The organism is Geodermatophilus obscurus (genome assembly GCF_900115395.1).
GTDB lineage: Bacteria > Actinomycetota > Actinomycetes > Mycobacteriales > Geodermatophilaceae > Geodermatophilus > Geodermatophilus obscurus_B.
The window spans coordinates 428,513-441,798 of the sequence record NZ_FOWE01000003.1 but is presented as its reverse complement, the minus strand read 5'-3'; the positions used below and the strand labels follow the sequence as shown (position 1 = coordinate 441,798).

Annotated in this window: 13 protein-coding genes; 2 read left to right on the top strand and 11 right to left on the bottom strand. The window is 76.5% G+C overall.

Going from position 1 to position 13,286, the window contains the following annotated elements; translation table 11 throughout:
• Window positions 1-18: 18 nt before the first annotated feature.
• From lysS to BM165_RS08155, 7 genes are read right to left on the bottom strand one after another with little or no spacing between them, the layout of a single operon-like run.
• A complete protein-coding gene (gene lysS, locus BM165_RS08185; RefSeq protein WP_075012991.1) occupies window positions 19-1,521 on the bottom strand; it encodes a lysine--tRNA ligase in 1,503 nt (500 codons plus the stop codon).
• A 42-nt stretch (window positions 1,522-1,563) separates the two neighbouring features.
• Window positions 1,564-2,358, bottom strand: coding sequence for a type III pantothenate kinase (locus BM165_RS08180; RefSeq protein WP_075012990.1), 795 nt, complete (start codon window positions 2,356-2,358; stop codon window positions 1,564-1,566).
• Window positions 2,359-2,361: 3 nt separating this feature from the next.
• A complete protein-coding gene (gene nadC / locus BM165_RS08175) occupies window positions 2,362-3,267 on the bottom strand; it encodes a carboxylating nicotinate-nucleotide diphosphorylase (protein WP_244274125.1) in 906 nt (301 codons plus the stop codon).
• Entirely contained in the window at window positions 3,264-4,943 is a 1,680-nt protein-coding gene (locus BM165_RS08170) for an L-aspartate oxidase (protein WP_075012989.1), read from the bottom strand. Before BM165_RS08170 ends, nadC begins: the two co-directional genes overlap by 4 nt.
• Window positions 4,940-5,353: an aspartate 1-decarboxylase gene (gene panD / locus BM165_RS08165; RefSeq protein ID WP_280140693.1), complete on the bottom strand. Its 414-nt coding sequence runs from the start codon at window positions 5,351-5,353 to the stop codon at window positions 4,940-4,942. Before panD ends, BM165_RS08170 begins: the two co-directional genes overlap by 4 nt.
• Window positions 5,354-5,361: 8 nt before the next feature.
• Window positions 5,362-6,243 (bottom strand): pantoate--beta-alanine ligase, encoded by an 882-nt coding sequence (panC, locus tag BM165_RS08160; RefSeq protein ID WP_075012987.1) that lies wholly within the window; start codon window positions 6,241-6,243, stop codon window positions 5,362-5,364.
• Complete coding sequence (locus BM165_RS08155) at window positions 6,240-7,184, bottom strand: Rossmann-like and DUF2520 domain-containing protein (protein ID WP_075012986.1); 945 nt, start codon at window positions 7,182-7,184, stop codon at window positions 6,240-6,242. Before BM165_RS08155 ends, panC begins: the two co-directional genes overlap by 4 nt.
• A gap of 308 nt (window positions 7,185-7,492) precedes the next feature.
• On the opposite strand from BM165_RS08155, the gene BM165_RS08150 reads away from it, so the two are divergent.
• The gene (locus BM165_RS08150; RefSeq protein ID WP_075012985.1) at window positions 7,493-8,239 is read left to right on the top strand and encodes an SDR family oxidoreductase; all 747 of its coding nucleotides are present in this window, start codon (window positions 7,493-7,495) and stop codon (window positions 8,237-8,239) included.
• Between the two features lie 41 nt (window positions 8,240-8,280).
• On the opposite strand, the gene BM165_RS08145 is transcribed toward BM165_RS08150, so the two are convergent.
• The 4 genes from BM165_RS08145 to BM165_RS08130 all read right to left on the bottom strand — a co-directional run bounded on the left by BM165_RS08145 (window position 8,281) and on the right by BM165_RS08130 (window position 12,090).
• Window positions 8,281-9,369: a DUF6779 domain-containing protein gene (locus tag BM165_RS08145; RefSeq protein ID WP_075012984.1), complete on the bottom strand. Its 1,089-nt coding sequence runs from the start codon at window positions 9,367-9,369 to the stop codon at window positions 8,281-8,283.
• 86 nt (window positions 9,370-9,455) lie between these two features.
• Window positions 9,456-10,466, bottom strand: a complete 1,011-nt coding sequence (locus BM165_RS08140) for a glycine betaine ABC transporter substrate-binding protein (RefSeq protein WP_075012983.1) — start codon at window positions 10,464-10,466, stop codon at window positions 9,456-9,458.
• 158 nt (window positions 10,467-10,624) lie between these two features.
• Window positions 10,625-11,362 (bottom strand): ABC transporter permease, encoded by a 738-nt coding sequence (locus BM165_RS08135; RefSeq protein ID WP_075012982.1) that lies wholly within the window; start codon window positions 11,360-11,362, stop codon window positions 10,625-10,627.
• A complete protein-coding gene (locus BM165_RS08130; protein WP_143108079.1) occupies window positions 11,359-12,090 on the bottom strand; it encodes an ABC transporter permease in 732 nt (243 codons plus the stop codon). Before BM165_RS08130 ends, BM165_RS08135 begins: the two co-directional genes overlap by 4 nt.
• 2 nt (window positions 12,091-12,092) lie before the next feature.
• Between BM165_RS08130 and BM165_RS08125 the strand changes: the two genes are divergently transcribed.
• A complete protein-coding gene (locus BM165_RS08125) occupies window positions 12,093-13,271 on the top strand; it encodes an ABC transporter ATP-binding protein (RefSeq protein WP_208976681.1) in 1,179 nt (392 codons plus the stop codon).
• Window positions 13,272-13,286: the final 15 nt, after the last annotated feature.

The window sequence follows — 13,286 nt, the reverse complement described above, 5'->3', positions numbered from 1 at the left end:
AACGGTCGACTCCCGGAATCAGGAGATCGGACGCACCAGCGGGAAGAGGATGGTCTCGCGGATACCGAGACCGGTGAGCGTCATCATCAGCCGGTCGATGCCCATCCCGACCCCCCCGGTGGGCGGCATCCCGTACTCGAGGGCCTCGAGGAAGTCCTCGTCGAGGACCATCGCCTCGGGGTCGCCGGCGGCGGCGAGCAGGGCCTGCTGGGTGAACCGTTCGCGCTGCACCACCGGGTCGACGAGCTCGGAGTAGCCGGTACCGCGCTCGACGCCGCCGATGTAGAGGTCCCACTTCTCCGCCAGACCCGGCGTCGTGCGGTGGGCGCGGGTCAGCGGCGAGGTGTCGACCGGGTAGTCGACGACGAACGTCGGGGCCTGCAGGGTGTCCTGCACCAGGGCCTCGAACAGCTCCTCGACGACCTTGCCGGGCAGCCAGGCCGGGTCGACGCCGACGTCGTGCCGCTCGGCGAGCGCACGCAGGTGCTCGGCCGGCGTCTCCGGGGTGACCTCCTCGCCGACGGCGTCGGAGACCAGGGAGTACAGCGGCACCTCCGGCCACTCCCCCGACAGGTCGACCTCGGTGCCGTCGTGGTGGCGGGCGGTGTGGTCGCCGAAGAGCGCCGCGCAGCACTCCTGCACCAGTTCCCGGGTGGTGCGGGCGACACCGCGGTAGTCGGCCCAGGCCTCGTAGAACTCGAGCATCGCGAACTCCGGCGAGTGCGAGCTGTCGACGCCCTCGTTGCGGAAGTTGCGGTTGATCTCGAAGACCCGCTCCAGCCCGCCGACGATGCAGCGCTTGAGGAACAGCTCCGGCGCGATGCGCAGGTACAGGTCGAGGTCGAAGGCGTTCATGTGGGTGCGGAACGGCCGCGCGGCGGCGCCGCCGTGCACCGTCTGCAGCATCGGCGTCTCGACCTCGAGGAAGCCCCGGCCGGTCAGGCCTGCCCGCAGCGCGGCCACGACGGCGGCCCGCTGCCGCACGGTGCGGCGGGCCTCGTCGCGGACGATCAGGTCGACGTAGCGGCGGCGGACCCGCAGCTCCTCGCTCATCGGCTTGTGCGCCACCGGCAGCGGCCGCAGCGCCTTGGCCGCCAGCTGCCAGGAGTCGGCGAACACCGACAGCTCACCGCGGCGCGACGTGCCGACCTCGCCCTCGACGAAGACGTGGTCACCGAGGTCGACGTCGGCCTTCCAGGCGTCGAGCGCCTGCTCGCCGACCCGGTCGCGGGAGAGCATGACCTGCAGCTCGGCGTCGCCCTCGCGCAGCGTCGCGAAGCACAGCTTGCCGGTGTTGCGGCTGAAGATGACCCGGCCGGTGACGCCGACCCGCTCGCCGGTCATCGTGTCCGGCTCGAGGTCGGGGTGCGCCGCGCGCACGTCGGCCAGCGAGGTCGTGCGCGGCAGCGTGACCGGGTACGGGTCGGCACCGGCCTCGCGGAGCCGGTCGAGCTTGGCGCGGCGGACCCGGAGCTGCTCGGGGAGCTCGTCGTCCGGGGGGCCGGGGGGTTCGTCGGTCACGCCGCCCGAGCCTACGGGCGTGGGCCGCGACACCCCGCCGCCCTACCGGCGGCCGGTGGCCTGGTGGCGCTCGAAGGCCAGCCGCAGCCCGTGCACCGTGAGGTCGGGCTCCCGGTCGGTGACCGACCGGCAGCTGCCGGCCACCAGGGGCGCCAGCCCGCCGGTGGCGACGACGACCGGCTCGCGCCCGAACTGGGCCACCAGCTCGCCGGCGATGCGCCCGACCAGCCCGTCGACGAGCCCGGCGAACCCGAGCACGACACCCGACTGCAGCGCCGCCACGGTGTTCTTGCCGATCGCCTGCGGTGGCACCGTCAGCTCCACCGAGCGGAGCTGCGCCGCCCGCGAGGCGAGCGCCTCCAGGCTCACCTCGAGCCCCGGCGCCAGCGCGCCGCCGAGGAACTGCCCGCCCGGGCCGACGGCGTCGACGTTGGTCGAGGTGCCGAAGTCGACGACGACGACCGGACGGGACGCCCCGTCGGGCGCGGTGCCGAACAGCTCGTGCGCGGCCAGCGCGGTGACGACGCGGTCGGCGCCGACCTCGCGCGGGTTGTCCACGTGCAGGGGGACGCCGGTGCGCACGCCCGGGCCGATGAGCACCACGGGGACGTCGAGGGAGTCGAGCAGCCGGCGCAGCGCGGGCAGCAGTGCGGGCACCGTGGAGCAGGCGGCGACCCCGGTGACCTCGGTGTCGCGGAGCAGTCCCCGCCAGAGCATGTGGATCTCGTCGGAGGTGGCCCGCGGGTGGGTGGTCACGCGCCAGCACCCGACGCGGCGCGCGCCGTCGAAGGTGGCCAGCACGGTCTGGCTGTTGCCGACGTCGACGGTGAGCAGCACGCGTCAGCCCCGCAGGTCGAGCGCGAGGTCGAGGATCGGCGAGGAGTGCGTGAGCGCGCCGACCGACAGGAAGTCCACGCCGGTGGCGGCGACCTCGCGGGCGACGGCGAGCGTCAGCCCGCCGGTGGCCTCGAGCTCCGCGCGGCCGCCGACCAGCGCCACGACCTCGCGCAGCTGTGCCGGCGCCATGTTGTCCAGCAGCAGGAAGTCCGCGCCGGCCTCGACGGCCTCCACCGCCTGCGCGGGGGTGTCGGCCTCGACCTGCACCGGCACCCGCGGCGCCCGCTCGCGCACGGCGGCGACGGCGGCGGCCACCGAGCCCGCGGCCGCCACGTGGTTGTCCTTGACCATGGCGACGTCGTAGAGGCCCATCCGCTTGTTCGACCCGCCGCCGCAGCGCACGGCGTACTTCTCCAGCGGCCGCAGCCCCGGCGTGGTCTTGCGGGTGTCGAGGACGACGGCCCCGGTGCCCTCGACGGCGTCGACCCAGGCGCGGGTGGCGGTGGCGATGCCGCTGGCCCGGCTGGCGATGTTGAGCGCGCTGCGCTCGGCGGCGAGCAGCGCCCGCACCGGCCCCCGGATCGTGAGCAGCACGTCGCCGCGGGTCACCCGGTCGCCGTCGGCCGCGCCGGCGGTGAGGGTCGCGCCGGGCGCGAGGCGGGTGAACACCCGCGCGGCCACCGGCAGGCCGGCGACGACGCCGTCGGCCCGGGCGACGAGGTCCGCGGTGCCCACCTGGGCGGGTGGCACGGTGGCGGCGCTGGTGACGTCGAGGGCGACGGCGAGGGCGGGCTCGCTGGGCAGCACCGCGCCGCCGGCGAGGTCCTCGGCCAGCGTGCGCTCGACGAGCTCGTCGACCCACGCCCCGGACAGCCCGGTGCCCTCCAGCGACCGCGGGTCGGCGGTCACCACGGCTGCACGACCGGCTCGCCGACCGGGCGGCGGGTCAGCGACAGCCGGCCCTCGCCGTCGAGGCGGACGTCGAGGTGCACCCGCCAGCCCTCCTCGCTGTCGGGGTGGTCCTCGCGCCAGTGGCAGCCGCGGGTCTCCTCGCGGGCGGCGGCCGCGGCGGTGAGGGCGCTCGCGACGGTGAGCAGCCCGGTGGCCTCCCAGCCGGCGACGCCCGGCGCCGCACCCGGGCCGCCGGTCAGCGAGGCGGCCAGGTCGGCCAGCGCGCCGGTGGCCCCGGCCAGCCCGGCGCCCGAGCGCAGCGCGCCCACCCGGCCCGACATCGTGTCGGTGACCGTGCGCCGCCCGGCGGGGTCGAGCAGCCCACCGGTCGCGGGCGCCGCCGCCACCGCGGGCTCCGACGGCGGGAGGGAGCGGGCCAGGTCCGCGCCGATGCGGGCGGCGAAGACCAGCCCCTCCAGCAGCGAGTTCGACGCCAGCCGGTTGGCGCCGTGCACCCCGGTGCAGGCCACCTCGCCGCAGGCGTAGAGGCCGGGGACGGTGGTCCGCCCGGCCAGGTCGGTGACCAGCCCGCCGGAGGCGTAGTGCGCGGCGGGCGTGACCGGCACCAGCGCGGTGACCGGGTCGATGCCCTCCTCGCGGCAGCGGGCGACGATCGTCGGGAACCGCTCGGCCAGGCCGTCGATCCCGCGGGCGTCGAGCCACACGTTCGGGACGCCGTCGCGCAGCTGCACGCGGGTGATCGCCTTGGCGACGACGTCGCGCGGGGCCAGCTCGGCCAGCGGGTGGGCGCCGACCATGAACCGCTCCCCCGCGCCGTCGCGCAGCACCGCGCCCTCGCCGCGCAGTGCCTCGCTGACCAGCGGCTGCTGCCCGCGGGCGCCGGGGCCGAGGTAGAGCGACGTCGGGTGGAACTGCACGAACTCCAGGTCGGTGGCGACCGCGCCGGTGCGCAGGCCGAGCGCCACGCCGTCGCCGGTGGACACCGACGGGTTCGTCGTCGCGGCGTAGACCTGCCCCATGCCGCCGGTGGCGAGCACGACCGCGCGGGCGCGGACGGCCCCGACGCCGTCCTCGGTGCCCTCGCCGAGGACGTGCAGGGTGACGCCGGCGGCCCGGCCGGAGGCGTCGGTGAGCAGGTCGAGCACCATCGCGTGCTCGACGAGGGTGATCCCCGGGTCGGTGCGGACGGCGGCGTGCAACGCCCGCTGCACCTCCGAGCCGGTGGCGTCGCCGCCGGCGTGCACGATCCGGTCGGCGGAGTGCCCGCCCTCGCGGGTGAGCAGCAGGCGGCCGGCGGGGTCGCGGTCGAAGGCCGCGCCCCAGTCGATGAGCTGGTGCAGCCGCCCGGGCCCCTCGGTCACCAGGGCGTGCACCGCGTCGGGCTCGCACAGTCCGACGCCGGCGACCTCGGTGTCGCGGGCGTGCGCCTCGGGGGTGTCGGCCGGGTCGAGCACGGCGGCGATGCCGCCCTGGGCCCAGCGGGTCGACCCGTCGTCGACCCGCACCTTGGTGACGACGGCGACCGACAGGCCGGCGGCCCGGGCGTGCAGCGCGACGCACAGGCCCGCGACGCCGGAGCCGACGACGCAGACGTCGGCCGCCAGCTCCCAGCCGGGCGCCGGGGCGGCCAGCCGGGTCGGCAGGCCGGTGACGGCCTGCGTCGTCAGGGTCAACGGACCGGCACGCCGAGGTCGCTGCGCTTCTGGTCGGTCGCGCCGGGCACCGGGGCCGAGGGGTCCCCGCCGAGCTCGACGACGCGGTTGGCGCCGTCGACGTGCACGACCTTGGGGATGCAGGACTTGGCCTCGGTCTCGTCCATCAGGCCGTAGCTGATGAGGATGACCATGTCGCCGGGGTGCACGAGGTGGGCGGCCGCGCCGTTGATGCCGATGACGCCGCTGCCGCGCTCGCCGGGGATGACGTAGGTCTCCAGCCGCGCGCCGTTGGTGATGTCGACGATGGCCACCTGCTCGCCGGGCAGCAGGTCGGCGGCGTCGAGCAGGTCCTCGTCGACGGTGACCGACCCGACGTAGTGCAGGTCGGCCTGGGTGACCGTCGCCCGGTGGATCTTGGACTTGAGCATCGTGCGCATCATCGGGGCTCTCCGAGGGTGACGGCGGTGTTGTCGAGGAGGCGGGTGCCGCCGGCCCGGACGGCGGCCAGCAGGCGGGCGGGGCCGGCCGCGGGCGCGGGGCCGAGGTCGGGGTCGGTGAGGGCCAGGTAGTCGGGGGCCAGCTCCGGCGCGGTGGCCAGCACCTCGCCGGCGGCGGTGAGGACGGCGTCGGCTCCCCGCGGACCGGCGGCCGCCCCGGCGCGCAGTGCCCGGTTCAACGTCGCGGCCCGGGCCCGCTCTTCCGGCGAGAGGTAGCGGTTGCGGCTCGACAGCGCCATGCCGTCGTCCTCCCGGACGGTGGGCACGCCGACGACCTCCACCGGCAGCGCCAGCTCGCGGACCATGGCCCGGACCAGCGTGAGCTGCTGGTAGTCCTTCTCGCCGAAGACCGCGAGGTCGGGCCGGGCCAGGCCGAACAGCTTGGCGACGACGGTCAGCACGCCGGCGAAGTGCCCGGGCCGGACCGCGCCCTCCAGGACGCCGCCGAGCGGGCCGGGGTCGACCGTGACGCCGAGCGCCCCGGGCGGGTAGACCTCGTCGACCGGCGGGTGCAGGACGACGTCGGCGCCCTCCTCGGTGAGCGCGGCGAGGTCGGCGTCCCAGGTGCGCGGGTAGCGGTCGAGGTCCTCGCCGGGGCCGAACTGGGTCGGGTTGACGAACACCGAGACGACGACGCTGCCCGCGCGCTCGCGGGCGGCGCGCACCAGCGCGCGGTGCCCCTCGTGCAGGGCGCCCATGGTCGGGACGAGGGCGACCGGACCGGGCAGCCCGGCGACCAGGGCCCGCAGCTGCGCGGCCGTCTCCGCGACCGCGGGGGCGGTGGGGCGGGTGGGCGACACGGCGTGGGTGGTCGTGGTCACCGGGAGCCGGCCGGGTCGGCGGCCTCGTAGAGGAGGTCGAGCAGCGGGGCGCCCTCGTGCCGCCTGAGCCGTCCGGCGGCCAGCGCCCGCTCGGTGGTCCGCTGCGCCATCGCGACGTAGGCGGCCACGGACTCCGGCGCCCGGTCGGTGAGCGTCTCGAGGTGGTCGGCGACGGTGCCGACGTCGCCGCGGCTGACCGGGCCGGTGAGGCCGCGGTCGCCGCGCCGCAGCCCGTTGTCCAGCGCCGCGGTGAGCAGCGGGGTGAGCACCCGCTCGGGAGCGCCGACACCGGCGGCGCGCAGCAGGTCGGCGGCCTCGGCGACCAGCGTGACCAGGTGGTTCGCACCGGTGACCAGGGCGGCGTGGTACAGCCGCCGGTCGGCCTCGGCGACGAAGAAGGGCTCGCCGCCCATCTCCAGCACCAGTGCCTCGGCGACCGGCCGGTGCTCCGGGCGGCTGGTGACGCCGAACGGGGCTCCGGTGAGCCGCTCGGCGTCCTCCGGGGCGCCGGTGAAGGTCATGGCCGGGTGCAGCGCGAGCGGCAGCACTCCGGCGCGCTCCGCGGGGACGAGGGCGGTGAGGCCGTGCGCACCGGAGGTGTGCACGGCGATCTGCCCGGCGCGCCACGAGCCGGTGCCGGCCAGGCCGGCGACCAGGCCGGGGAGCGTGTCGTCGGGCACGGCGAGCACGACGAGGTCGGCCGCGGCGACGACCTCGTCGGCGGGGAGCAGGGGGACCCCGGGCAGCAGCCGGGCGGCGCGCTCGGCGGAGGCGGCGGACAGGCCGGACGCGGCGACCACGTCGTGGCCGGCGGCGGCGAGGGCGGCGCCGAGGACGGCACCGACGCGGCCGGCCCCGATGACACCGACGCGGAGCCGGGCGGGTGCGTCGGCGGCGGGCGGCAGCCCGGCGGCGCGGGGGTCCCTGCGGGCAGCAGGCATCGCGGTCACCTCTCGTTCCAGTCCCTCGCGGGTACCGGACTCGGTGGCCGGGCGCGACGTCGTCGTCGTCCCGGGGGGTGCGGGTCGTGCGGATGGTGCCGGCAGGAGGTCCGCTGCGACCGGGTGTGTCACGCAGGCGACGTGCCGAAGGCGAGTGTGTGACCGTCCGGGGTCGCCTGCAACGCGCGGGGCCTGTGGAGTGGGTCACGTGCGGGGCCGGGGTGCCCGCCGGGCCGGGAGCGCGGCCGTCCTAGCGTGGGCGTCCGCACCGGCGCCGCTGCGGTCGCCGGCGGACACGAGGGAGTGACGTGGGCACGTTCGAGGGACGCACCGCACTGGTCACCGGCGGCAGCCGCGGCATCGGGCTGGCGATCGCGCGCAGCCTGGTCGACCGGGGGGCCCGGGTGGTGCTCACGGCCCGCAAGCCGGAGGCGCTGGAGGAGGCGGTCGCCGCGCTCGGCGGCCCGGAGGTGGCGGTCGGCGTTCCGGGCAACGCCGGCGACCCCGGGCACCGGGCCGAGGCGGTGCGGACCGCGGTCGAGCGCTTCGGCAGCCTCGACCACCTGGTCGGCAACGTGGGGATCAACCCGGTCTACGGGCCGATGGTCGACCTCGACCTCGACGCCTTCCGCAAGATCCTCGACACCAACGTCGTCGGCACGCTGGGCCTGGTGCAGGAGGCCTGGCGGGCGTGGATGGCCGAGCACGGCGGGTCGGTGCTCGTGGTCGCGTCCGTGGCCGGGCTCAAGGCGTCACCGGGGATCGCCGGCTACGGGGTGAGCAAGGCAGCCCTGATCAACCTGGTCACCCAGCTCGCCGTCGAGCTGGGCCCGCGGGTGACCGTGAACGGCGTGGCCCCGGCGGTGGTGAAGACCCGCTTCGCCGGCGCGCTCTACGAGGGCCGGGAGGAGGAGGCCGCCCGCGCCTACCCGGTCGGCCGCCTCGGCGAGCCCGAGGACGTCGGGGAGGCCGCGGCCTACCTGCTGGGCGCCGGCTGGGTCACCGGCCAGACCGTGGTCCTCGACGGCGGCGCGCTGTCCCGCGGCCCCGCCTAGCCACCGTCCGCTCAGCCACCGTCCGCTCAGCCGCCGTCCGCTCAGCCGCCGTCGGCCTGGTCGCGATAGCGCCGCCGCCGGCCGCCGGGGGTCACGCCGCTCTCGGCGAGGATCTGCGCGAGCCGGGCGGACCCGGCCTCCTCGTCGGGTGCCCCCACGGCGGCCGGGACGGGCGCCGCGGGGACACCGGCGTGCCCGGCCGCGGTGGCGTGCACGGCCGGCCGCTGCACGGTCGGCTGCCCGTACGCCGCCGGGAGCCGCAGCCCGGCCGGCGGGTCGGAGCGGCGACGGCCGAGCGGAGCGCGATCGGCGGCGGGCACGGGGGGATGCGCGGGGACGGCGGGCAGCGGGCGCGCGACCGGTACCGGCTCCGGTGCCGGTCGGAGCTCGGGGGCGGGTTCGGGACGGGCGGCGTCGGCGACGACGCCCGCGGGCTGCGCCGGGCCCGCCGGCCAGTTCCCGGACAGCTCGCGGGCGACGCCGGCCGACCAGGCCGCGGTGGCCGGCTCCAGCGGCTCGCGCCCGGGACCGGTGCGCACCGACTGGGCGTGCACCACCACCCGCTCGACGCGCATCTCCCCCGACAGCTGCCCGGCGGTCGACCGGTCGGTGAGCTCGGTGCGCAGCCGGCCGACGTCGGCCCGCAGACCGGCGAGGTCGGCGAGCTCGCCGCGCAGGTCCCCGTGCAGGGCGCCGATCGCGGCCACCTCGCGGGCCAGCCCGTCGAGCCCGGACAGTCCCTCGCGCAGGCCGGCGACCTCGGCGCGCAGAGCGTCGAGCTCGCGCCGCATCGCGTCCTCGGCGTCGCGGCGGAGGCGCTCGGAGCGCTCGCGCTCGCCGTCGCGGGCGGCGGCGAGCTCCGGGCCGTGGGCGGCTCGCAGGTCGGCCTCGCGGGCGGCACCGGGACCGGACCCGTCCGGAGCGGGGCGCGCGGAGGCGAAGGCCGCCAGCAGGCAGGCCCAGGCGACGGCGACGACGGCGATCCGGAGCAGCTGCGGGTCGTCGGTCAGGAACACGACGGCGGTGGCGCCGACGACGGCGAGGCAGCCCACGGCCAGGCCCACGACCCGCCGAGCCGACCCGGAGCCGGCACCCCGGCCGGCCCTGCCGTCGTCCCCCGCTCCGCGCATGGCCAGAGGGTAACGCTCAGCGAGCCCCCGACTCCTTTTCGGAGTCGGGGGCTCGCCGTGGTGAGGTGGGGGGCAGGCAGGCCCTCCTACTGGGCGAGGGCGGCGTCGGAGCTGAAGACCAGGCCCATCGAGACCTCACCCTGCTGGATGGCGGCCTTCGTCAGCGGGCCGCCGGCGTCGAACTCGCGGAACTCGGCGAAGGTCAGGCCGTACCGCTCCTCGAGCCCGGCCTGGCAGAACCGCCGGGTCGGGCACTCCGCCGGCCCGCCGAGGAGCAGCGAGCCGTCGCTGCAGGCGTCGGCCAGCTGCGACAGCGTGGTCACGCCGAGGCCGTCGGCGAACTCCTGGGTGACGGCGAAGGCGTTCTGGTTCGCGGCCTCCGACGGCGTGCCGAAGGTGAGGCCCACCTGGTCGGCCAGCGGCTGCAGCCCGTCGCGCGTGGCCTGGGCGTCCGCGCTGGCGATCGGCGTCGGGTTGGCGCCGTTGAGCTGGGCGTTGAGCGCCTCGGTGACGGTGGCCAGGTACTCGGGGAAGACCTGCAGGTCGGTGCCCGAGATGAGCGCCGGCAGGTACAGGTCGCGGTTGCCCACCTCGCGGACCGAGGCGTCGAAGCCGGCGGCGTCGAGGACGCCGGCGTAGGCGTTGGCCAGGATCGTCGACTCGGTGAAGTTGCTCGCGCCGACGATGATCGGGCCGCTGCCCTGCTCGAGCCCGTCGGTGACGCCGCTCTGCTCGACCCAGGCCGCGGCCACCTCCTCGGCGCTCTGCCGCTCGATGTCGACGGCGGCGTTGAGCTCGATGAGCTGGTCGGTGGTCATCGCGGCCGAGACCGCGTCCAGCGCCGGCAGGAGCGCCGGGTTCGCCGCGGCGGTGGCCGAGGTGACCGCCGGGACGATGTTGTCGGCGTTCTGCAGCTGCATGTCGTCCTCGAGGACGACGAGCTGCTCGCCGGCCACCGGGGCGCAGGTGTCCCCGGAGGCGGCGGAGCCGCCGGAGCCGGTGGAACCGCCGGCGTCGGAGGAGCCCGACTCGCCGCACGCGGCGGTGAGGAGCAACCCGGCGAGGAGGAGGGGGGCGAGTGCGCGTGGCTGACGCATGTGTCCGCCTTCTGTGTCCCGTGCGGCGTGCTGCCGCGACGCGTGTCTGGCGGGGGTCCCCGCGTCGGTCATGCAACTCCCGGCCCGTGAGCAGGGGCAATCCCGGCGCGGATGTGTTGCGCGGTCGTTACGAAGCCGGCCTCAGCCGGGGACGCCGCTCACAGCGGGACGCCGCTGGCGGTCGGTTCCGGAACCCCTCCGGGCTCCTCCGGTGTCCTGACCTGCAGGAACGGCAGCCGGTGCGGTCCGGGGACGACCGCCCAGGACAGGACCGCCAGCACGGTCTCGGTGAGCAGCGCCAGGCCGGCGACGAGGACGGCGCCGGCGATCATGACCCCGTAGTCCTGCTGGCCGAAGCCGAGGTTGATCAGCCGGCCCAGCCCCCCGCCGCCCACGAGCGCGGCCAGCCCCGCCGTCGCGACCACCTGGACGGCGGCGGTGCGGATGCCGGTCGTCACCAGCGGCAGCGCCAGCGGCAGCTCCACCCGGCCGAGCACCTGCGCCCGGCTCATGCCCATGCCCCGGGCGGCCTCGCGCAGCTCCGGGTCGACGCCGCGGAACCCGACGTAGGCGTTGGTGAGGATGGGCGGGACGGCGAAGACGGTCAGCGCGATCGTCGTCGCGCGGTTGCCGAAGCCGATCGGGCTCACCGCGAAGAGGGTGAGCAGCGCCAGGGTGGGCACCGCGCGGCTGACGTTGGACAGGGCGACCACCAGTCCCCCGCCGCGGCGGGCGGTGCCCAGCGCCGTGCCGATCGGCAGGGCGATCACCATGGCCACCAGGACGGCGACGGCGGAGATGGTCACGTGCTCGACGGCGAGGTCGGCGATGCCGTTCGGCCGGCTCCAGTTGAGCGGGTCGTTCAGGTAGCGCAGCGCCCGCTCGAAGTCGTTCACGTCCGCACCGCCCGGGTCCAGGGCGTGAGCGCCCGCTCGACCGCGGTGAGCGCCAGGTCGGCCAGGAGGGCCAGCAGCACGCACCCGACGGCGCCGGTGACGATCTCGGCCCGGTAGAAGTTCGCGGCGAACCCGCCGGTGATCAGCTGCCCGAGCCCGCCGTGCCCGACGAGGACGCCGACCGTCGTCAGCGCCACCGTCGAGACCGTGGCGATCCGCAGCCCCGCCATGAAGGACGGCAGCGCCAGCGGCAGCTCCACCCGCCAGAGGGTCTGCGCGCCCGACAGCCCCATGCCCCGGGCCGCCTCGCGGACGTCGGGGGGGACCCCCTGCAGGCCGGCGAGGAAGTTGCGCACCAGGATCACCAGCGAGTACGCGACCAGGCCGATGAGCACGGTGTTCGACGACAGCCCGGTGAAGGGCACCAGCAGCGCGAACAGCGCCAGCGACGGGATCGTGTAGACGACCGTGGACAGCCCCAGCACCGGTGCCGCCAGGTAGCGGCTGCGGCGGGCGAGCAGCGCCAGCGGCAGCGCGATCGCCGTCCCGATGGCGACGGCCAGCACGGTCAGGCGCACGTGCTCGCCGGTGTAGGCCAGGATGGAGTCCCAGTTCTCGGTCACGTAGGAGGAGTCGAACCAGGGGTTCGGCGCCTCGTCCACCGCGAGCAGACCCGTCGCGGGCCCGCTCACCGCGTCCAGCAGAGGGCGCGCACCCAGGGAGGTCACCCGTGCACGCTACTGCGACCGACGGCGGGGACGGCACCGCTCAGGAGATCCGGCTCGAGGGGGTCGGCAAGACCTACGCCGACGGCACCGTCGGCGTGCAGGCGCTGGACCTGACCTTCGCCGCCGGCGAGCTGAGCGTGCTCGTCGGGCCCTCGGGCTGCGGCAAGACCACGACGATGAAGATGATCAACCGGGTCATCGAGCCGACGACCGGGCGGATCCTGCTCGGCGGCGAGGACGTCACCCGGGTCGACGCCGACCGGCTGCGCCGCCGGATCGGCTACGTCATCCAGAACGTCGGGCTCTTCCCGCACCAGACCGTCCGCGCGAACGTCGCGACCGTCCCGCGGCTGCTCGGGTGGGACAAGCGGCGCACCAGCGCCCGGGTCGACGAGCTGCTGGCCACGGTGGGCCTCGACCCTGCCGTCCACGGCGGCCGCTACCCCGCGCAGCTGTCCGGCGGGCAGCGCCAGCGGGCCGGCGTGGCCCGGGCGCTGGCGGCCGACCCCGCCGTCCTGCTCATGGACGAGCCGTTCTCCGCCGTCGACCCGGTGGTGCGCGAGCGGCTGCAGACGGAGTTCCTGCGGCTGCAGGAGACGGTGCGCAAGACGATCGTCTTCGTCACCCACGACATCGAGGAGGCCGTCCGGATCGGCGACCGGATCGCGGTGATGAGCTACGGCGGGCGGGTGGAGCAGTTCGCCCCGCCTGCCGAGCTGCTCGGCCGGCCGGCCAACGCGTTCGTCGCCGACTTCGTGGGGGCCGACCGAGGGCTCAAGCGGCTGGCGGTCACCGGCATCTCGATCGACGACCTCGAGCGGCCACCGGTCGTGCACGTCGCCGACGGCCTGGCCGACGCGCGCACGTCCATGGCCGCCGTCGGCGCCCGGTGGGCGGTCGTGCTCGACGACGACGGACGGCTGCACGGCTGGCTGTCGGGCGAGCGGGCCACCGGCGCGGGCACCGTCGGCTCGGCCGCCCGCCGGATGGACGCGTGGGTGCCGGTCGACGCGACGCTGAAGACGGCGTTCGCCACGATGCTGCAGCACGAGGCCGGCTGGGTCGCGGTGCTGCACGGCGACGTGTTCCTCGGGGTGCTCACCCCCGAGTCGCTGCACGCGGCGCTGCGTCGGTCGGTGGAGGGCACCGCCCCGGAGGTGGCCGGGTCCGCGCTGGGCTAGAGGGCCCGGGCGCTG

Coding starts and splice junctions, on each gene's coding strand:
- panD (WP_280140693.1), bottom strand. CDS start 5,353: ATGCTCAAGTCCAAGATCCACCGGGCGACGGTCACCCAGGCCGACCTG.
- BM165_RS08155 (WP_075012986.1), bottom strand. CDS start 7,184: ATGCCTGCTGCCCGCAGGGACCCCCGCGCCGCCGGGCTGCCGCCCGCC.
- BM165_RS08145 (WP_075012984.1), bottom strand. CDS start 9,369: ATGCGCGGAGCGGGGGACGACGGCAGGGCCGGCCGGGGTGCCGGCTCC.
- BM165_RS08140 (WP_075012983.1), bottom strand. CDS start 10,466: ATGCGTCAGCCACGCGCACTCGCCCCCCTCCTCCTCGCCGGGTTGCTC.